19 protein-coding genes and 1 pseudogene are annotated in these 18,750 nt (G+C 61.3%); 8 read left to right on the forward strand and 12 right to left on the reverse strand.

The genetic code is table 11. The annotated features are described in order from the left end of the window. Window positions 1-3: 3 nt before the first annotated feature. Window positions 4-879, reverse strand: coding sequence for a LysR family transcriptional regulator (locus I8E17_RS19600; RefSeq protein WP_069611108.1), 876 nt, complete (start codon window positions 877-879; stop codon window positions 4-6). A gap of 98 nt (window positions 880-977) precedes the next feature. On the opposite strand from I8E17_RS19600, the gene I8E17_RS19605 reads away from it, so the two are divergent. The 5 genes from I8E17_RS19605 (at window position 978) to I8E17_RS19625 (ending at window position 3,971) form a co-directional block, all read left to right on the forward strand. Beyond that, a complete protein-coding gene (locus I8E17_RS19605; protein WP_113366578.1) occupies window positions 978-2,261 on the forward strand; it encodes an MFS transporter in 1,284 nt (427 codons plus the stop codon). A gap of 14 nt (window positions 2,262-2,275) precedes the next feature. Continuing rightward, window positions 2,276-2,662: a VOC family protein gene (locus I8E17_RS19610; RefSeq protein ID WP_069611110.1), complete on the forward strand. Its 387-nt coding sequence runs from the start codon at window positions 2,276-2,278 to the stop codon at window positions 2,660-2,662. Window positions 2,663-2,753: 91 nt separating this feature from the next. Beyond that, on the forward strand, window positions 2,754-3,095 hold the full coding sequence (locus I8E17_RS19615) for a metalloregulator ArsR/SmtB family transcription factor (RefSeq protein ID WP_113366579.1): 342 nt from the start codon (window positions 2,754-2,756) through the stop codon (window positions 3,093-3,095). Continuing rightward, entirely contained in the window at window positions 3,079-3,561 is a 483-nt protein-coding gene (locus I8E17_RS19620; protein ID WP_113366580.1) for an SRPBCC domain-containing protein, read from the forward strand. Before I8E17_RS19615 ends, I8E17_RS19620 begins: the two co-directional genes overlap by 17 nt. A 5-nt stretch (window positions 3,562-3,566) precedes the next feature. Continuing rightward, complete coding sequence (locus tag I8E17_RS19625) at window positions 3,567-3,971, forward strand: GFA family protein (protein ID WP_113366581.1); 405 nt, start codon at window positions 3,567-3,569, stop codon at window positions 3,969-3,971. On the opposite strand, the gene I8E17_RS19630 is transcribed toward I8E17_RS19625, so the two are convergent. From I8E17_RS19630 to ubiE, 11 genes and pseudogenes are all read right to left on the reverse strand, one after another. Continuing rightward, window positions 3,968-4,372 carry a type II toxin-antitoxin system VapC family toxin gene (locus I8E17_RS19630; RefSeq protein ID WP_113366582.1) on the reverse strand — a complete coding sequence of 135 codons (405 nt, stop codon included), beginning with the start codon at window positions 4,370-4,372 and terminating at the stop codon, window positions 3,968-3,970. The two genes, I8E17_RS19625 and I8E17_RS19630, sit on opposite strands and share 4 nt — an antisense overlap. Beyond that, window positions 4,369-4,611 (reverse strand): type II toxin-antitoxin system VapB family antitoxin, encoded by a 243-nt coding sequence (gene vapB, locus I8E17_RS19635; RefSeq protein WP_113366583.1) that lies wholly within the window; start codon window positions 4,609-4,611, stop codon window positions 4,369-4,371. The genes I8E17_RS19630 and vapB overlap by 4 nt, the downstream gene beginning before the upstream one ends. 65 nt (window positions 4,612-4,676) lie before the next feature. Next, window positions 4,677-5,351: a hypothetical protein gene (locus I8E17_RS19640; protein ID WP_113366584.1), complete on the reverse strand. Its 675-nt coding sequence runs from the start codon at window positions 5,349-5,351 to the stop codon at window positions 4,677-4,679. Window positions 5,352-5,420: 69 nt separating this feature from the next. Continuing rightward, window positions 5,421-7,082 (reverse strand): urocanate hydratase, encoded by a 1,662-nt coding sequence (locus tag I8E17_RS19645; RefSeq protein WP_113366585.1) that lies wholly within the window; start codon window positions 7,080-7,082, stop codon window positions 5,421-5,423. A 42-nt stretch (window positions 7,083-7,124) separates the two neighbouring features. Continuing rightward, window positions 7,125-7,454, reverse strand: a complete 330-nt coding sequence (locus I8E17_RS19650; protein WP_069611116.1) for a TfoX/Sxy family protein — start codon at window positions 7,452-7,454, stop codon at window positions 7,125-7,127. Window positions 7,455-7,472: 18 nt separating this feature from the next. Next, window positions 7,473-8,573 (reverse strand): DUF917 domain-containing protein, encoded by a 1,101-nt coding sequence (locus I8E17_RS19655; RefSeq protein WP_069611117.1) that lies wholly within the window; start codon window positions 8,571-8,573, stop codon window positions 7,473-7,475. Beyond that, window positions 8,557-9,851, reverse strand: a pseudogene (locus tag I8E17_RS19660) (Zn-dependent hydrolase); the annotation flags it as partial. The pseudogene I8E17_RS19660 and the gene I8E17_RS19655, both read right to left, overlap by 17 nt. Further along, entirely contained in the window at window positions 9,851-11,233 is a 1,383-nt protein-coding gene (locus I8E17_RS19665; protein WP_112722718.1) for an amidohydrolase family protein, read from the reverse strand. The gene I8E17_RS19665 and the pseudogene I8E17_RS19660, both read right to left, overlap by 1 nt. A gap of 27 nt (window positions 11,234-11,260) precedes the next feature. After that, complete coding sequence (locus I8E17_RS19670; protein ID WP_069611120.1) at window positions 11,261-12,844, reverse strand: aromatic amino acid lyase; 1,584 nt, start codon at window positions 12,842-12,844, stop codon at window positions 11,261-11,263. Window positions 12,845-13,053: 209 nt separating this feature from the next. Next, window positions 13,054-14,628, reverse strand: a complete 1,575-nt coding sequence (gene ubiB, locus I8E17_RS19675; RefSeq protein ID WP_112722717.1) for a 2-polyprenylphenol 6-hydroxylase — start codon at window positions 14,626-14,628, stop codon at window positions 13,054-13,056. Window positions 14,629-14,690: 62 nt separating this feature from the next. After that, window positions 14,691-15,467 (reverse strand): bifunctional demethylmenaquinone methyltransferase/2-methoxy-6-polyprenyl-1,4-benzoquinol methylase UbiE, encoded by a 777-nt coding sequence (ubiE, locus tag I8E17_RS19680; protein ID WP_069611122.1) that lies wholly within the window; start codon window positions 15,465-15,467, stop codon window positions 14,691-14,693. A gap of 244 nt (window positions 15,468-15,711) precedes the next feature. On the opposite strand from ubiE, the gene mutM reads away from it, so the two are divergent. The 3 genes from mutM to rpsT all read left to right on the forward strand — a co-directional run bounded on the left by mutM (window position 15,712) and on the right by rpsT (window position 17,879). Continuing rightward, on the forward strand, window positions 15,712-16,602 hold the full coding sequence (gene mutM, locus I8E17_RS19685; RefSeq protein WP_113366586.1) for a bifunctional DNA-formamidopyrimidine glycosylase/DNA-(apurinic or apyrimidinic site) lyase: 891 nt from the start codon (window positions 15,712-15,714) through the stop codon (window positions 16,600-16,602). Window positions 16,603-16,636: 34 nt separating this feature from the next. Then, window positions 16,637-17,410, forward strand: coding sequence for an enoyl-CoA hydratase (locus I8E17_RS19690; RefSeq protein WP_112722715.1), 774 nt, complete (start codon window positions 16,637-16,639; stop codon window positions 17,408-17,410). A 193-nt stretch (window positions 17,411-17,603) separates the two neighbouring features. Continuing rightward, window positions 17,604-17,879 (forward strand): 30S ribosomal protein S20, encoded by a 276-nt coding sequence (rpsT, locus tag I8E17_RS19695; protein ID WP_004108374.1) that lies wholly within the window; start codon window positions 17,604-17,606, stop codon window positions 17,877-17,879. Window positions 17,880-18,750: the final 871 nt, after the last annotated feature.

Below are 18,750 nucleotides of genomic sequence, written 5' to 3' on the forward strand. Positions count from 1 at the left end.
TAATTACGCAATCAGGGTCATGAGGTTGGCGATAACAGGTGATCGCTGCGCCTTGAGGCTGGCGAGGCCGAGCCGCGCCACGACTGGCGGCCCATCGATTTGCCGATAAGCGACGCCGTCGAGCTTGATCTGTGCGATCGAAGCCGGAACGATGGAAACGCCTAAGTTTGCGGCGACGAGATTGACGACGGATGGAATCTGCGGGGCTTCCTGCGTCACAGCGAGGTCGAAGCCGGCTTCGCGGCAAGCGGCGACGATGTCGTCATAGAGGCTGAGCCCCACCATGCGCGGGAAGAGAATGAAGGGCTCGCCCGCGAGCGCCGCAATCGACACGCCGTCCTTTTTCGCAAGCGGATGATGCGCCGGCAGCGCGATCAGCATCGGCTCGTCGGCAAAACGCTTCAGGCGCACGTCGCGCGGATCTTCCAGGCCCGGGCGAATGAAGGCCGCGTCGATCTCGCCGCGCATCAGCCGCTCCATCAGCGCATTGGTGTTCATCTCTGTGAGCGACAGCCGCACCTCCGGCCAGTGCCGCCGAAACTCGCGGATGGTTGATGTGACGATTGTGTTGAAGGCAGAAGAGGCGGTGAAGCCAAGCGACAGGCGGCCGATCTCGCCGCGATTGGCGCGCTGGGCGGCAAGCTTCGCCTTTTCCGCCGCATTGATGGCCGTTCTCGCCTCGGCCAGAAAAGCCTCGCCGGCTGCCGTCAGTTCGGCGCCATGGGGCACGCGGTGGAACAGTTGGGCGCCAACCTCGTTTTCCAGGTCCCGGATCTGCTGGCTGAGCGGCGGCTGGCCGATGCCGAGGCTGGCCGCTGCGCGGGTGAAGTTTCCCGCTTCCGCCAGCGCCAGAAAATAGCGGATATGACGCAGCTCCATCGCTATCTCCAAAAGCTATTAAGATCGCCTGTTCCATATATTGGACTAATGGAGCTGCTCTGGCTAGATTCCAGGGTAAGAAAGGTCAGGTGCCACCTATGTTTCGCGCCGTAAGTCAGCAGCAAACCACTGCGTCTGAAGTTCCCTCCCGCCCCGAATTGACACTCGTCAGGAACGAGCCGCCGACCGACACCCGCCGGTTTCTGACGCGCGGCACACCTGCCTTCCGCCGCGCGACCATTGGGCTGTTTCTCTCCGGTTTCGCCACTTTCTCGCTGCTCTATTGCGTCCAGCCGCTGATGCCGATCTTCTCCGAAGATTTCGGGGTCACGCCGGCTGCAAGCTCGCTGTCGCTGTCGCTTTCGACCGGCTTCCTGGCCTTCGCGATCTTCGGCGCAGCCGCCGTTTCCGAAAGCCTCGGCCGCCGCAGCCTGATGTTCATTTCGCTGCTCGGCGCGGCCATCTGTACGATCGTCTGCGCGGTGTCGCCGAGCTGGCATATACTTCTCGCCGTCCGCGCTCTTGAGGGCTTCCTTTTGGGCGGCGTCCCAGCTGTCGCCATGACCTATCTGGCTGAGGAAATCGAACCGCGCGGCCTCGGCGGCGCCATGGGCCTCTATATCGCGGGCAACGCCTTTGGCGGCATGGCCGGGCGCGTGGTGACCGGTACGATCGCCGAATATTTGAGTTGGCGGCCGGCGCTAGCTACGGTCGGCATTCTCGGCCTTCTTGCCGCTATTGGCTTCCTCTATCTCCTGCCGCAGTCGCGCAATTTCACCCCGCGCAAGGGCTTCGATGTGGCCTTCCATCTGAAGGCCTGGAGCGGTCACTTTGGCAATGCAGCGCTGCCGCTGCTCTTCGCCATCGGCTTTCTCGTCATGGGCTCCTTCGTCACCGTCTATAACTATGCCGGCTTCCGTTTGGTCGCCGATCCCTATGATCTCAGCCAGACCGAATTGGGTCTGATCTTCACCGCCTATCTCTTCGGGATCGTCGCATCCTGGGCGGCTGGCCTGCTCGGTGATCGCATCGGCCATTTCGTCGTGCTGCCGGTGGGCGTGCTGATCGCCGCGCTCGGGGCGGCGGTGACGCTTTCCAGCTCCTTGCCGCTGATCATTCTCGGCATCGTTCTCGTGACGATCGGTTTCTTCATGACCCATTCCGTCGCCAGCGCGCTTGTGGGGCGGCTGGCCCATGGCTTCAAGGGCCATGCCTCTTCGCTCTACCTGCTGGCCTATTATCTTGGCTCCAGCATTGCCGGCTCGGTCGGCGGCTATTTCTGGCTTGCCGATGGCTGGAATGCCGTGGTTGCCTTCATCCTCGTCATGCTGGCACTCTGTCTCGCCAGCGCTCTTGCCATCGCCAGGCTGGCGCGTCGTTGACTCAGGAGGCCGCCATGATCCGCATCGACCATCTCGATCATCTGGTGCTCACGGTCGCGAGCATCGAGGAGAGCTGCGATTTCTATGCCCGTGTCCTCGGAATGGGCGTCGAAACCTTTGGTGAAGGCCGCAAGGCCCTGACCTTCAGTAATCAGAAGATCAATCTGCATCGCGCCGGACATGAATTCGAGCCCAAGGCTGAACGGCCGACACCGGGCTCGGCCGATCTTTGCTTCATCAGCACAACGCCTCTGGATGAGGTCATTGCTCACTTGCAGGCAGAGGGCGTTGCGATTGAGGAAGGCCCGGTGCGCCGAACCGGTGCGACCGGCCCTATTCTCTCGGTCTATTTCCGCGACCCCGATCAAAACCTGATCGAAGTGTCCAACGTCATTCCCTGAGATAGGGTGTCAGAAAGGCCTTCTTGACATCGTTGGCTTGCGTCATATATTAAACCAATAAGTTAATTAACTGTCTGGTTTATTGAACAGTATGGACACATTGAGCACCACTCTCTCGGCCCTTGCCGATCCGACCCGCCGGGCGATCCTGGCGCGGCTGGCGACCGGCGAGGCATCCGTCTCGGAACTGGCCGAACCCTTCGACATGTCGCTGGTCGCCGTTTCCAAGCATCTGAAGGTGCTGGAGAGAGCCGGCCTGATTTCGAAGGGAAGGGAAGCGCAATGGCGACCCTGCCGGCTGGAGCCCAAGCCGCTGCGGCAGGTCGATGACTGGCTGGAAAGCTACAGGCAGTTCTGGAACGACAATCTGGATCGCCTGGAAGCCTATGCGGCGCTATTGCAAGAGGGAGGAAAGAATGACTCCAGCAACTGAGGGCGGCAGCATGCGCCCGCTACGCGAGATCGTGCTGACCCGCGATATCGCCGCACCGCGCGACTTGCTGTTTCGTCTCTGGACGGAGCCGGAGCATTTGATGCGCTGGTGGGGGCCGCAAAACATGACGGCGCCATCCGTCTCTGTCGACCTGCGGGAAGGGGGTGCCTGGCGGCACTGCATTCTAACGCCTGAGGGCAAGGAATATTGGAGCCATGGCCGCTATCTGGAGATCGTCCCACCCGAGCGCCTCGTCTTCACCTTCGCCTGGGAGAACCAAGAGGGCAGGCCTGAACATCCGATGCAGGTAACCGTGGAATTTCAGGAGATTGGCGAAAAGACCCGTCTCATCTTCCGAAAGGTCGAGCTGCCCAACGATACAGAGCTGAAATTGCAGACCGGTGGCTGGGAACAGGCGCTCGACAAATACGTCGCTTACGCAGAAGCCACCTCAAGGGAAGGATGAGAGTGATGAAAAAGACCTATCACGGAAGCTGCCATTGCGGTGCCGTCGCTTACGAAGCCGATCTCGATCTGCAGGGCGGCACCTTCAAATGCAATTGCTCGATCTGCAAGAAGAAGCGCAATTGGTTGGCGATTGCGACGCCGGGCGATTTCCGCCTGACCTCGGGCGAGGACAGCATTGGCGAATATCAGTTCGGCCCGCGCATCCTGCATCATCTCTTCTGCAAAAAATGTGGTATCAGCTCCTTCAACTGGGGTGAAAACCCGGCACTCGGCGGCAAGTTCTATGCGATCAGCATCAGCTGCCTGGATGATGCCACCGATGAGGAACTCGCCTCGCTTCCCGTCGGCTACTTCGATGGCCGCGATGATCGCTTCGATCGCGCGCCGGAGGAAACGCGTTATCTTTAGCCGCTCGGCAAGGACTCCCAGTCTTCGAAACGCAGCTTGGGGACGCGTCCAAATTCTTTGACATTGTGCGTTATCAGGATCAGATCGCGGGCGACCGCTTGCCCCGCGATCAAAACGTCATAGGCACCGATCGGTGTGCCGAGGGAAGCAAGGCTTGCGCGAATTTCGCCGGCTACACGGGCATCTTGCTTATCGAAATCCAGCGTCTCGAATTGCAGGGCATCGACACGTGCCAGATTGTCGGAAACGCGCTGCCCCTTATAGGCACCATAAATCAGCTCGTGTGCGACGATGGCCGGAATGGCAAAATCCTGCGGTTTGTGCCTGCGAAGCTTGCCGACGAAGCCGGGGTGCCCTTTCATCAGTGCGATGATCGCATTGCTGTCGAGCAGATACTTCACTTGAAGATATCCAACTCGGGGCGTTGCTGCTCAGCCGGTTGCTCGGTCGCTGCTTCTACAAAGTCATCGTCGACCGGGCCTGTTACCGCTTCCAGCCAGTCCCAATCTTCGGTGATCGGCTCCAGAATGATTGCCTTTCCCTGCCGGCGTATGCGGACTTCCTCGCCATCGAGGCGGAATTCCTTCGGCAAGCGTACGGCCTGCGAGCGGCCGGACCAGAAGATCTTTGCGGTGTCCATGCCATAACTCCCTTGAGATATGACATTGATATATAGCATCTTAGGCCTGATTTCAATTCGAGGCGTTATGATCCCGATCTTGTTGCGAGCCAAATGACGTGGCGCGCGCCTGTCTTGCCATTGGCGCGAGCATTGACCACCTCGGCGGTAAAACCGCTGTCGCGCAGACGTCTTGTGAAGCGGTCGTCGGGTCCCGAAGACCAGACGGCGAGAACCCCGCCGGGACGCAGCGCATCGCGCGCCGCCTTCAGGCCCTGATAATCGTAAAGCCCGTCATTGGCTTCGGATGTGATGCCATCCGGGCCGTTGTCGACATCGAGCAGGATTGCGTCGTATGCCGCCTTGCGAGCGCGGATGTGCGGACGCACATCGCCTTCATGAATGGCGACGCGCGGATCGTCGAGACAACCGTCGAAGACCGCCGCCATCGGCCCGCGTGCCCAGGTCACGACAGCCGGAACAAGCTCAGCAACCGTAACCTTGGCGTCCGCGCCGACTTCACCGAGGGCTGCGCGCAAGGTAAAGCCCATGCCGAGGCCGCCGATCAGGATGTGCGGCGCCTTCCGGCCCTTGATCTTCTCGCAGGAAAGCGTGGCAAGCGCGCGCTCGGAGCCGCTCAAGCGGCTGTTCATCAGCTCGTTGGTGCCCAGCATGATGGAAAATTCCTGGCCGCGCTGCTTCAGGCGCAACTCACCGCCACCGGGGATTTTCGCTGTGTCGAGCAAGGTCCAGGGGATCACGGGCAACTCTCAACTCAATTTTGAATTGCCCGGACCATAGTCTTTTGGTGCCGCTAAGAACAGACGCGCTTATCCCAAACGAATGTAGGGCACATCCTTTTTCGCAACTTCATCAAGCGCTTCCTCATAGCCGGCATCGGCATAGCGCATCACGCCAAGCGCCGTGTCGTTGGTCAGCGCATGATCGAGCCGTTCGTCGGCGGCTTGCGTGCCATCGGCGACCACGGTGACGCCGCAGCTCGTCATGTAGCCGGCATAGCCGCCGCCGCCGGAATGGACGACGACGAGGTCGGCCATGGACGAGCAGAGCATCATGGCGTCGATCAGTGGCCAGTCGGCGATGGCGTCGGAGCCGTCCTTCATGCGCTCGGTCATGATGTTCGGATGCGCCATGGCGCCGGCGTCGAGATGGTCGCGCGAAAAGGCGATCGGACCCTTCAGCTCGCCGCTTGCCACAAGCTCGTTGACGCGGCGGGCAAGGGCGGTGCGCTCTCCGTGACCGAGCCAGGCAATACGCGCCGGCAGCCCTTCGAAAGGCACGTGCTGACGGGCAAGCTTGATCCAGTTGGTGATGATCTTGTTGTCCGGGAACATTTCCAGCAGCAGATCGTCGATGCGGGCGATATCGCTTTCCTCGCCTGAAAGCGCCATCCAGCGGAAGGGCCCAATGGCACGGCAGAAGAGCGGCCGCAGATAGGCTTCCGTGAAGATCGGGATATCGAAGGCATTGGCGACGCCGCCTTCCTTCGCCTGGGTGCGGATCAGGTTGCCGTTGTCGAAGACTTCGGAACCCTTTTTCTGGAAATCCAGCATGGCCTTCACATGCTCGACGATCGAGGCGCGGCTCGCCGCCATGAGCTGGCCCTGACCGTCGTCGCGCAAATCCTTGACTTGGGCAAGGCTCATGCCCTTCGGCACGTAGCCATAGACGAGATCGTGAGCCGAGGTCTGGTCGGTGACGATATCGGGCACGATGCCGCGCCGGGCGATCTCGGGATATATCTCGGCCGCATTGCCGACGAGGCCGACGGAAAGCGCCCGCTTCTCCTTGACGGCGGCATCGATCAGCGCCAGCGCCGAATCGAGATCGGGTGCGATTTCCTGCAGGTAGCCGATATCCTGGCGCTTCCTGGCGCGCTCGGCATCGATATCGATGCAGAGGATCGCCGCCCCCGCCATGCGGCCGGCGAGCGGCTGCGCGCCGCCCATGCCGCCGAGACCGGCTGTGAGTATGAAGCGGCCGAAGAGATCGCCGCCGAAGCGGCGCTCGGCGATGCGCATGAAGATTTCATAGGTGCCCTGGATGACGCCCTGGCTGCCGATATATTGCCAGGCGCCGGCCGTCAGGCCACCCCAGCAGATCAGGCCCTTGCGCTGCAATTCGTAGAAGACTTCCGCCTTCGCCCACTGCCCGACAATATTGCAGTTCGCCATGATGACGAGCGGCGCCTTGTCATGCGTGCGGATAAGGCCGATCGGCTTGCCGGACTGGATGAGCAGGGTCTGGTTCTCATCCATTTCGGTCAGCGCCTTCACGATGCCCTTATGCGCCGCCCAGTTGCGGGCCGCTTTGCCGAGGGCGGCGTAGACGACGAGATTGTCGGGATCTTCGCCGACCGAGAGCACGTTTTCGAGCAGGCGCAGCAGAGCCTCCTGCCGCCAGCCCTTGGCACGCAGCTCCGGCCCGCCCGGGATGGGGAATTTCGGGTGACGTGGATTGGCTTTCGGCATGAATTTCCCTTCCCTTATTTCGTTGTTGTTTCGGCGGCCTGGCTACTTCGGCGGCAGGCCTTCGACGAAGTCCAGCGCGGCCAGAAGCAGCCGCTTGCGCAGCATGTCGTTGCCATAGGCGTCCGGCCCGGCGCGCACCCAGCCCTGCATTGTCCGGCCGCCCATCTGCATGCGGTTGACGTCGTGCTGCTGAACCGCCCAGCTATCGTTGCCCTTGCCGAGGCGGATCAGCATCCCGTCTTCGCGCGCGCCGCACAGCAGATGACCGTTGAGAAGAAAGGCCCAGCCGCCGAACATCCCTTTTTCGCTAAGCCCGGGCCGTGGTCCGAGCTCCTCTCTCAGCAATTCTTCGAGACCGGCGTCACGCGCCATCTGCGCCTCCCGCGCTTTTCAGCCTTTCTTGCCAGGCAGAGCGTATTTCGCGATCTCGATCCCCATGGCCTTTTCGACGGAGGGATAGACCGTGGGGTCGAGCACGCTGGCAGACAGCGGAATGATGTCCATCGGCACATGCAGAATGAAAACCTTCATGCCTTCATACAACTGGCCGACGCTCAAGGGTTCGCCTTCCGGCGACAGCGTGGTGATGACGGAGGGGAAGGTTGCCAGGCGCCTGCCGCCGGCATCCTCGACCGCCATGTACTCGTTCATCACATGCATGGTGACGGCCTTGTCGCCGTCGCCGACCGTGATGGTGCCGATATCGAAGGCTTCCTTGGTGTAAACGACGTCCTTCTTTGTGATCGTGCCTTCGGCCAGGATATGGCCGCCGGTGGTCTTGCAGATGGCGTCGATGACGGCGCTGCCGCCTTTCTTTTCCGCCTCGATGATCGCTTCGCCGAGCGAAAGCGCCATGGAGATGCCGCCGAGCGCCGCATGCGTGCGGACGTAGGAAGCGCGCAAGGGGTTGCGGCAGGAGGCGATGAAGCCGCCGGACTGATCGGAGGCCACACGCAGGATCGGCGAAATCTTTGCCGTCGCGCCCTTCACGACCAGTTCGATATAGCGGTTCTCGGCGCGATTGCCGCCGACTGCGGTCTGGATCATCTGTTCGGGCGAACCTGCCATGCCGATCGATCCCATATCACCAGTCGGATGAGCGCGGATGTCACCCACGGCATCCACCACCTTCGTTCCGAGAATGGCCGATGGCAGCCAGCCGTTCAGTGTCGAAGACCGGCCGTTCTGGCCGATGATCAGGCCGGAAAGCTTTTCGCCAAGCTCGTCCTGCAGCAGCTGCACGGCCTTCACGTAATCGATGCCCTGCATTTCCCAGGGGGTGGTGGAGGCCGGCGCGCCGATGGCTGCGGCCGTCGCGATCCAGTCATTGTCGTTCAATTCGTCGATTGACACCAGCTCCGGCTTGCCGACATTGACGGCTGCATAGCCGAGCATGCGGCCGTGATCGGCCCAGCCGCCACCGCCTGCGGCGTAAACGGAGCCGCCCTTGACGGCCGCTTCCACATCCTTGGCAACGAGTATGCGTCCCATCGGCTACTCCCGGTTCTGTTTGAGGTTCTTGTCCATGTCGCGCACCGCTTCGAAAAGCACGGCGGCGCCCATGGCGATGTCATCATTCTCCGCCCATTCCTCGGCGCAATGGCTGCGGCCTTCCTTGCATGGTACGAAGATCATGGCTGATGGAGCGACCTTGGCGATCCAGGCCGTGTCGTGGCCGGCGCCGGAGGCCATGCGGCGATGCTTGGCGCCGACAGTCTCGCAGGCGCGCTCGAGCGTTTCGAGCAGCACTGGAGCGCCCGGCGTCGGCATGTTGTCGGAGACGCGCACCGGCGGGTTGATCGTCACGCCATAATCGGCGGCGATGGTCTTCACCTCACCGTCGATCCAGGCCAGGAAATCCTCCATGTCGCTGCGGATTTCGGCGCGGCCGTCGATCAACAGCACGACCTTGGACGGCACGACATTGGCGGCATTCGGCTCGATGCGGAATTCGCCGACGGTTGCAGCAAAATGACCCGGCGTCTTTGCCTGCTCTGCCGCGCGTTGGCGAATATCGAGGACCAATTGCGATGCCGCCACCAGCGCATCAGCACGGCGATCCATCGGCGTCGTGCCGGCATGATCGGCGCGGCCTTCCACAGTGATTTCGATGCGGGTGATGCCGGCGATCGCGGTGACGATGCCGATATCCTTGTTCTCGGCTTCCAGCACCGGACCCTGCTCGATATGCAGCTCCAGGAAGCCGGCGAGATCGGGCCGCTTCTGAGAGAGCAGGACGGATGGATCGCCGCCGACCTCGGCAATCCCTTCAGAAAGCGTGCGGTCGCCGCTTACGCGGGAAAGCCACGCCTCGGGGATCTGCCCGGTCATGCCGCGGCTGCCGATGCAGGACACCCCGAAAATGCTGACTTCCTCGGCGAGGAAATCGACGATTTCCAGATCATGGTCGAGCTCGATGCCGCGATCCTTCAAGGAGCGCGCGACTTCGAGCGCGGCGATCGTGCCGGCAATGCCGTCGAAGCGGCCGCCATCGGGAACGGTGTCGGAATGCGAGCCGACAAGGATCGTTCCGAGGCCAGGCTTGGCGCCGGTACGCCGGCCGATCAGATTGCCGGCGGCGTCGATGCGAGTCTCAAGCCCTGCCGCCTTCATGCGTGCTTCGATATAGGCACGCCCTTCGAGGAAGAGCGGTGAGAAGGCGCGGCGCGTCCACGGGTGGCCCGGCTCGGTAATCCTTGCCAGCGCATCGATATCCTCGGCGATGCGATCGGCGTTTACGGGCAGGTTGTGGCGCTTGGGGTCGGTCATCAGGCTGTGTCTCCGGCAAGAATTTGGCGAGGCAAGGGACGGACAAAGCTGCCGGAGCCGGGTTCGGCCAGCACCTTCTGTCCCTCGGTGATCTGCTTGCCTCTAAGATAGGCGGCGGACACAGTCCAGGGCAGGCGGATGCCGTTATAAGGGCTCCAACCGACGACGTTGTTGCCGCTCGCGGCCGCGTCATAAACCATTTCGCGCGGTTCCAGAACGACGATATCGGCATCCTTGCCCGGGGTCAGCGCACCCTTGATATGATCGAGGCGGAAATGCTTAGCCGGATTTTCCGCCATCAGCTTCGCCGCCCAGGTCAGCGGCACGCCGCGTTCGAGAGCACCCTTGACGAAGAGCGGCACCATGACCTCCAGCCCCGGCACGCCGGAAGCATTCGCCAGCATATCCGGATTGGTTTTGCGGTTTTCCGACCAGCTGACATGATCGGTCGAGACGAGCCAGACATTGCCCTCCGCCACCTTGCGCCACAAGGTTTCCACTTCGGCGCGCGGGCGGATCGGCGGATTAATTTTCGCCTTGCCGCCAAGACGCCGCACATCGTTTTCTTCGTCGAGCGTCAGATAGTGAATGCAGCATTCGACCGTCGCTTCGAAGCCGTCGCGGCGATAGGCGCGGGCGATGTCGTAGCCGCGGCCGAGCGAGCAATGCACGACATGCGCCGGGCAGCCGGTATCTGCGCCCGTCTCGAAGATCGTGTGCATGGCAAGCAATTCGGTGATCGGCGGGCGGGAGAGGCCGTGGGCGCGATAGTCGGTGATACCGCTCGCCTTCACCTGCTCAATGTAGGTGCGGACAGCTTCGTCATCCTCGTTGTGCACGCCGGCTGTCAGGCCCGTGGGCGCGATGGCGGCAAAGCACGCATCGAGCAGGGCGGGCGGAATGCGCGGGAAGCGCTTGGGGTCGGTGCCGAAGGTGGAGAATTTGAAGGCGGCGACACCGGCCTCGACCATCTCGGCGATGCGCGCCGGGCCTTCTTCCGGATCGACCGTGCCATAAAGAGCAAAGTCGACGCGCGATTGCGGCGCGGCATGGTCGATCTTCTTCTTCACCGCCGCTGCCGAGCAGACGAGATTGCCTTCGTCATAGGGCATGTCGACGATGGTGGTGACGCCGCCGGCGGCTGCCGAGCGCGTCGACCAGATGAAATCCTCCTGATCCTTCTGGGAGAGCGAGTGGACCTGCGCATCGATCGCGCCGGGCAGGATCAGTGCCTTGCCGAGCAGATGCCGCTCGCGCGCGGCCGGAGGCACGCCGATGCCGACCTCAGCGATCTTGCCGTCGCGCACTGCGACATAGCCGGCTTCCACAATGCGTTCAGGCAGAACCACAGTGCCTTGCAGAACAAGATCGAAATCGGCCATGTGCGTTCTCTCCGCTCGTCGGTTGGTTCAGATGGCAACGGTGTCGCGATAAAGCCGCTCTTCGACCCGTTCCAGCGAGCCGAGCGCGAAGAAGTCATCATAGGCAATGATCGGCTTGTGGGCGATCAATTCAGAGACGAAAGCCTCCGAGCCGAGCTCCTCCTCGATCGCCTCGACTTCGGCCGAAAGGGGCCGATCGACGACATAGAAGTCGGCATGCTTGCGCACCACGTCGTAGAGCATGCGCGCCACGCCTTCCGGCTTGTCGCCGAGAATGTCCATTGCTTGGGCCGAAAGCAGGGCCTCAAGGGCGGCAAGACGCTTCAGCGCCCGCATCTGCCGCTCGAAACGTTCGATCACAAGCGGCAGGAAGGCGGCTTCATCCTCCATACCTGCCGCAACCACCAGCGACTGTGCCGAGACCGGATTGGACATGGAGAGCACGCGCGAGAAGATCTCGCCGGCGAGCTTGATGATCGGACCGAAGCCGGTCGCGATCCTGCCTTCCGGCACCAGATTGACGGGCAGGCCGCGCCGCTGGCCGTTGCCGAGCAGGACGCAGCGATTGAAGGCGTTGCGGGCGGCATGCGCCATGCAGATGACCGCTGCTTCCAGCAGCACGGTGACATCGAGCGGAAGAGAGCCGCCTGAGGTCATTACACGACCGTCGACGATGACCGGGTTGTCATCCGAACGGCCGGTCGCGGCCAGAATCTTGTGGCCGGCGGTCAAGAGATTTTCGATGACGGCGCCGAAGACCTGGGCGATCATGCGCAGGCTGAGCGGGTCCTGCACATGGGTCGCGACCGGCCAGGGCCATTCATCCGAAGCATTGCAGAGCCACGCACCGATCAGGGCTTCGCGCGCGGTGCCGACATGGCGCACGGCAATCCACGGATCGCGCGAAGCACCGAGCGCGCCCGCAGCCATCATGCCGGTCGCCAGCAGCACGCGGATCGAGGCGGCGGCGTTGCGGGTCGTCTCTGCAGCGGCTGCGAAGCTGACCGCATTGACGCTGAGCGAGGCCAGGCTGTCGCGCGGCATCATCCTGACAGGAGCGATACCGGCGGCATCGAAGGCATCGGCAGCCTGCATGCGCCGGCCGCGATAGACTGCTTCGCCAACGCCGGTCAGAACCGCGCCGATCTGGCCCATCAGGCCAATATCCGCGCAGCCGATCGAGCCCGTGCGCCTGACGACAGGAATGACATCCGAGCTCAAGAGCTGCAGATAGGCTTCAATCAGTTCTTGCGAACAACCGACCTGACCGGTGAGGGCCGTATTGACGCGGATCGCCATGGCGTTGCGCACGACCGACATGGAAAAGGGGGCGCCTGTGCCGAAATGATGGGCGCGCACCAGACCGAGATTGAAGGCATCAAGATCCTCGGGGGACCATTCAACATCTTTCATGGCTCCGACACCGGTCGTGGAGCCGTAGACCGGCATGCCCGATTGAATGGTGCTTTCGAGAACGTTGCGTGCCAATCGCACCCGCGCCATGCCGCTTTCCGATGCCGACGGCAGGACCGCCCCCGCGCCGATCCGCACCAGATCGCTGAACCCAAGGGGTTGCCCGGTGAGTTCGATGCCGGCTCTCTGACGCTCCATCTCTGCTGTTCTCCTTTTTTACAAGGCTATGCGAGCCTTATCATCATTGGGATATCCCAAATGGCGAACACCTTGATCCGTGCCGGACAGACTGATTTTGAGACGAGTGCGCACATCGCGCAACTCTATGTTTGCGCGCGCATGCGGCTTCCCGCACCGGCCAAGCTATTTCGGCCGAGGCGAGAAAGAAGCATCAGAAAGCTTGGCGATCAGCCAAGATGCCAGGCGATGTAAAGCAGCGTCAGCGCAATCACCCAAAGCGCGAAGCGGCCGGAGCGGCTGTGCTTGGCCTCGGCCTTGCCGATCGCTTCGGCGGTCTGCGGATCGAAACGCAGGCCGTTTTCGCTCATATGCAGCAGTTCGTGGTGGAATTTTTCCGTCTTGGCCGCAATTTCAGGCGCGGCTTCGGCAAGCTTCACGGCCGCCTTCAAACCATCCTTCAAATCGGTCATGATCCGTTTCGGGCCGAGATTGGTGCGGATCCAGTCGCCGACCACCGGTTCGGATGCCTTCCACATGTTGAAGCGCGGATTGAGCATGCGCGATACGCCCTCGACCACGACCATGGTTTTCTGCAGCATCACCAGTTCGGGCCGCGTTTCCATGTCGAAGAGTTCGGTCACTTCGAAGAGCAGCGTCAGAAGCTTGCCCATGGAGATGGTTTCGGCCGGTTGGCCATGGATCGGCTCGCCGATGGCACGAATGGCCTGTGCAAAACTCTCGACGTTATGATGGGCGGGTACGTAGCCGGCTTCGAAATGTACTTCGGCCACCCGGATGTAATCGCGGGTGATGAAGCCGTACAGGATTTCGGCGAGGAAGCGGCGCTCCTTCTTTCCGAGACGGCCGACGATCCCCATGTCGACGGCGACGATCATGCCCGTGGGATCAACGAAGAGATTGCCGGGATGCATGTCGGCATGGAAGAAGCCGTCGCGCAGCGTGTGGCGCAGGAAGGACTGGATCAGCGTGTCGGCAAGCGTGTTGAGATCGTGGCCGGCCGCCTTCAGCCCCTCGACGTCGGACATCTTCACGCCGTCGATCCACTCCATGGTGATGACGTCGCGGCCGGTGCGTTCCCAGTCAACCTTCGGAACGCGGAAGCCGGGATCCTTCTCGGTGTTTTCGGCGATCTCGGAGAGCGCGGCGGCTTCCAGCCGCAGATCCATCTCGACCTTCGTTGTCTGCTCGAGCGTCTTGGTCACTTCCACGGGCCGAAGACGCCGGCTGGAGGGCATGAACCGCTCCTGCATCCCCGCCACGAGATACATTGCCTTGATATCATTAGAAAAACGCTGGCGCACACCAGGCCGGACCACTTTGACGGCAACGCGCTTGCGCCCTTCGGCCGTGTCGACCTCTGCCGGATGCACCTGCGCTATCGACGCGGCGGCAATCGGCTCGCCGAAGCTGGCATAGAGATCGTCGATTCGCCGCCCGAGCGACGCCTCGATCGCTGCCGTCGCCATAGTATGCGGAAAAAAAGCCATCCGGTCCTGAAGCTTCGACAGGTCGTTCGCCATGTCGACGCCGACGACATCGGGCCGAGTCGCCAGGAACTGGCCGATCTTCACATAGGAAGGCCCGAGCCGCTCGACTGCCTGGGCAAGCCGGTCGCTGCGGGCCTGGCTCTTGGCCTTGCGGCGGGCAAAGATGCTGACGAAAGATTTGGCGAGGCTGACGGAGGGCGGCAGCCCTTCCGATGGCAGCGCCATGACCACGCCTTCGCGCACGAGCACCCAGCCGACCCGGACAAGGCCGAAATATGCGCTGAAAGCACTCATATCGTCTCAAGGTCTCGGAACATGGAGGCCAAAAGCCGGATCGGGTGACTGGATATCATGCTTCAGAGCTTCCAGCCGGAGTGCAGCGCGGCAATGCCGCCGGTGTAATTGGTGAAGCTCACGCGGGAGAAGCCGGCCTCGCGGATCATCGTCGCGAAGTCCTGCTGGTTCGGGAACTTGCGGATCGATTCCACCAGATATTGATAGGGCTCGGCATCGCCGGTGATGGCCTTGCCGAATTTGGGAATGGCGTTGAAGGACCAGGCGTCGTAGACGCGGTCGAGCAGCGGCAGATCGACTTCGGAGAATTCGAGCACGAGCAGCCGGCCGCCGCGTTTCAGCACGCGATAGGCCTCCTTCAGCGCGACATCGATATGCGGAACGTTGCGGATGCCGAAGGCGATCGTATAGGCGTCGAAGGAATTCGGCTCGAAGGGCAGTTCCTCGGCATTCGCCTCGACGAAGGTGAGATTGTCGGAGAGCTTCTTCTTTTCGGCGCGTTCGGCACCGACAGCCAGCATCGAGCCGTTGATGTCGAGCACCGTTGCATGCGCCAGGCGGTTGGAGGCCTCCACGATGCGGAAGGCGATGTCGCCCGTGCCGCCTGCGACGTCGAGCACCTTGTAGGCGGGGTCCTTGCGCGGGTTGAGTGCCGCGACCATCGCATCCTTCCAGGCGCGGTGCATGCCCATGGACATAACGTCGTTCATGACATCGTAGCGCTTGGCGACCTTATGGAACACCTCGTTGACGAGGCCCTGCTTTTCACCATCGGCTACTTCGCGGAAGCCATAGGATGTTTCCATGCCGCCATCGGCGGAGGTGCGGCTGTCTGCCATCGGCTCAACTCCGTTACATTACAGCGCCGCGTCATTTATGGCGCGCAAAGGTCGCTGCAACACTTTTAACTTGCTGCATAATTCTCTCCTTAAATCGATTCCGGTCTAAGGAATTGTGCAGTATTCGGCGGCGGACCATAGCGAAATCGCGTTTGCCACGCTATCTCATCAGCCAGATCACCAGCCGCAATGCCTTCGGCTATAGCTCAGATCATAAGCGGTTGAAACATAAAGATGGATAGCCATGCCGGAATTACCAGAGGTCGAAACCGTCAGACGCGGGCTGGCACCTTCCATGGAAGGTGCGGTTCTCAAGGAATTGGAGCTGCGCCGCAACGATCTGCGCTTTCCTTTCCCTGTCGATTTCGCTGAGGCCGTTTCGGGCCGCGGCATCGCGTCGCTGTCGCGCCGTTCCAAATACCTGCTGATCGATCTCGACGATGGCAGGACGATCGTCGCGCATCTCGGCATGTCCGGCTCGTTTCGGGTCGAAGCCGGTCGGGAGGCGCGAACGCCGGGCGAATTCCATCATCCCCGTTCCAAGGACGAGAAGCACGATCATGTGGTCTTCCATCTGGCGAGCGCTGGCGGTGATGCGCGCGTCATCTATAACGACCCGCGTCGCTTCGGCTTCATGGACGTGGTCCGGCGGACCGAGATGGCCAGCCATCCCTTCTTCCGCGATCTCGGGCCGGAACCCACGGGTAATGAACTCGATGCCGATTATCTGGCTAAGCGTTTCGCCGGCAAGGCGCAGCCGCTGAAGAGCGCGCTGCTGGACCAGAAGAACATCGCCGGTCTCGGCAATATATATGTGTGCGAGGCGCTGTGGCGCTCTCACCTGTCGCCGTTGCGCGCCGCCGGTACGCTGGTTATGGATACCGGCAAACCGACCGAAGCGCTGCTGGCGCTGGTCGAGGCGATCCGCGAGGTCATTGCCGATGCGATAGCCGCAGGCGGTTCGTCGCTGCGCGATCATATCCAGACGGACGGTTCGCTCGGCTATTTCCAGCATTCCTTTTCCGTCTATGATCGTGAAAGCCAGCCTTGCAGTACGCCCGGTTGCGGCGGTACGGTCAGTCGCATCGTCCAGGCGGGGCGCTCTTCTTTCTACTGCGCTTCCTGCCAAGGCTGATTGAAGGTCCAAAGCTGGTAAAAGGGAGAGAGACGTGGCTTACGAAACCCTCATCGTCGAAACACATGGGGCCGTCGGTCTCATCAGGATCAATCGGCCGCAGGCGCTGAACGCGCTGAATTCAACGGTCCTCTCCGAATTAAAGCAGGCCTATGCCGCCTTTCATCTCGATGATGCCATCGGCGCGATCGTGCTCACCGGCTCGGAAAAGGCCTTTGCCGCCGGCGCCGACATCAAGGAAATGCAGTCGCTCGATTTCGTCGACGCTTACAAGAATGACTTCTTCGGCGGCTGGGCCGAGATCGCCAATGCCCGCAAACCCGTTATCGCGGCGGTCAGCGGCTTCGCGCTCGGCGGCGGCTGCGAGGTGGCGATGATGTGCGATTTCATCATCGCCTCGGAGACCGCCAAATTCGGCCAGCCGGAAATCACGCTCGGCGTCATCCCTGGCATGGGCGGCTCGCAGCGTCTCACGCGCGCGGTCGGCAAGGCGAAGGCGATGGACCTGGTATTGACGGGTCGGATGATGGACGCGGCAGAGGCGGAGCGTTCGGGCTTGGTGGCGCGTGTCGTGCCGGCGGACAAGCTCTTGGACGAAGCGCTGGCCGCCGCCGCCAAGATCGCATCGCTATCGCTTCCCTCGGTGCTGATGGCCAAGGAAGCGGTCAACCGCGCGTTCGAAACCACGCTTGAGGAGGGGTTGCGTTTCGAGCGCCGCCTGTTCCATAGCCTGTTTGCCACAGAGGATCAAAAGGAGGGCATGGCGGCCTTCGTCGAGAAGCGCAAGCCGTCCTTCAAGAACCGCTAAGGGTCGGGATTCAGGAATTACGCGGGTTTGGCGAGAATCCGCGTTGACGCCGCGGCTCATTCCGGTTATATGCCCGCCACAGTTTGGAAAGCCGCTCTGGTTTTCCGCAATTGCTCCCGCATTGCTGGATGAAGTGGCCATGGGGCCCGCGCCGCAAGGATGGAGTTTTGTTCGAATTCTAAGAGAGGCATACATGGCCAATACTACCTCGGCGAAAAAAGCGACCCGCAAGATCGCCCGCCGCACCGATGTCAACAAGGCTCGTCGCTCGCGCGTTCGCACGTTCGTTCGCCAGGTCGAAGAAGCCATCGCATCGGGTGATGCAGATCGCGCAAAGGCAGCTTTCGTTGCTGCTCAGCCGGAACTGGCTCGCGCAGCCACCAAGGGCGTGCTTCACGCCAACACCGCTTCCCGCAAGGTTTCGCGTCTTGCCAAGCGTGTGAAGGCCCTTTCGGCCCCGACCGCATAATCTTTCATTAACGATTTAATCGTTAGAGTTAAGCCCGGCCCTCGCGCCGGGCTTTTTGGATTCGGCCAAAAAAATGCCGCATTGCCGAAAATGGCCGGCCGATCATGTCATTGACGTGACAGAAATATACCTTTGGAAACAAAGGGTTGCGACAGGATATCCCAGCGCTGGGTGATCTGCATGACGCATTGCCGGCTCACGACTGAGTCAAGGGATTTTTTATTTTTTTTCTTTTGAAAGCTGTGGGAATCGCGTTCGACAGGAATCTCTTTGATTCAACAGCGATTCTTTTTTGAAGGGCTTGTGACAGTCAAAAATGGCCTCCGGAGTCAATGGCCGCCTCTTAATTTTGTGTAAAATTCATCGTTGATATCTGCCCTCGATCCTGCCTAAATGGATTTCAACAAGGGGCGCGGATCTCACCTTAAACGGCTTCGGCAAACACCGTCACGTATGGCGGTGGAGGTGGTTTTGTCTCTTGTGACGGAGCAGTTCAGTTCCGTTTTTTCAAACAGTTGACGAGTAAGAACCGGAAGCGGCGACGCTTGCGGAACGAGGAAGCTTGTCTGTCCTTTGCGGCCCAAATCATTGGCGCGGCTGCGGGGAGGGGAGAAAAATTGACAGCCATTGGAGCGGTCAGTCGGAATACGAGGGCCGATTGATGCTCCGGTTACAGACGCCGAGACGAAGACTGCTTTAAAGAGCGGTTTTTGCCACAGTGTTCCTGTAAAGCCCGCAGGCCGGGCGTGGCTGATGAACCGGTATGCGGCGCAGCTTGGACAACGAGCGTGACCGTCATGCCATGGCGAAGAACCAAGGGCGGCAGTGATGTGCTCCCGCCCTATAAAGAGACTGTGGAAGGCGGCACTAT

It is taken from the genome of Rhizobium sp. AB2/73 (assembly GCF_020871915.1).
In the GTDB taxonomy this organism is placed as follows: domain Bacteria; phylum Pseudomonadota; class Alphaproteobacteria; order Rhizobiales; family Rhizobiaceae; genus Rhizobium; species Rhizobium dioscoreae.

Coding starts and splice junctions, on each gene's coding strand:
- I8E17_RS19600 (WP_069611108.1), bottom strand. CDS start 879: ATGGAGCTGCGTCATATCCGCTATTTTCTGGCGCTGGCGGAAGCGGGA.
- I8E17_RS19605 (WP_113366578.1), top strand. CDS start 978: ATGTTTCGCGCCGTAAGTCAGCAGCAAACCACTGCGTCTGAAGTTCCC.
- I8E17_RS19610 (WP_069611110.1), top strand. CDS start 2,276: ATGATCCGCATCGACCATCTCGATCATCTGGTGCTCACGGTCGCGAGC.
- I8E17_RS19615 (WP_113366579.1), top strand. CDS start 2,754: ATGGACACATTGAGCACCACTCTCTCGGCCCTTGCCGATCCGACCCGC.
- I8E17_RS19620 (WP_113366580.1), top strand. CDS start 3,079: ATGACTCCAGCAACTGAGGGCGGCAGCATGCGCCCGCTACGCGAGATC.
- I8E17_RS19625 (WP_113366581.1), top strand. CDS start 3,567: ATGAAAAAGACCTATCACGGAAGCTGCCATTGCGGTGCCGTCGCTTAC.
- vapB (WP_113366583.1), bottom strand. CDS start 4,611: ATGGACACCGCAAAGATCTTCTGGTCCGGCCGCTCGCAGGCCGTACGC.
- I8E17_RS19645 (WP_113366585.1), bottom strand. CDS start 7,082: ATGCCGAAAGCCAATCCACGTCACCCGAAATTCCCCATCCCGGGCGGG.
- I8E17_RS19650 (WP_069611116.1), bottom strand. CDS start 7,454: ATGGCGCGTGACGCCGGTCTCGAAGAATTGCTGAGAGAGGAGCTCGGA.
- I8E17_RS19655 (WP_069611117.1), bottom strand. CDS start 8,573: ATGGGACGCATACTCGTTGCCAAGGATGTGGAAGCGGCCGTCAAGGGC.
- I8E17_RS19665 (WP_112722718.1), bottom strand. CDS start 11,233: ATGGCCGATTTCGATCTTGTTCTGCAAGGCACTGTGGTTCTGCCTGAA.
- I8E17_RS19670 (WP_069611120.1), bottom strand. CDS start 12,844: ATGGAGCGTCAGAGAGCCGGCATCGAACTCACCGGGCAACCCCTTGGG.
- ubiB (WP_112722717.1), bottom strand. CDS start 14,628: ATGAGTGCTTTCAGCGCATATTTCGGCCTTGTCCGGGTCGGCTGGGTG.
- ubiE (WP_069611122.1), bottom strand. CDS start 15,467: ATGGCAGACAGCCGCACCTCCGCCGATGGCGGCATGGAAACATCCTAT.
- mutM (WP_113366586.1), top strand. CDS start 15,712: ATGCCGGAATTACCAGAGGTCGAAACCGTCAGACGCGGGCTGGCACCT.
- rpsT (WP_004108374.1), top strand. CDS start 17,604: ATGGCCAATACTACCTCGGCGAAAAAAGCGACCCGCAAGATCGCCCGC.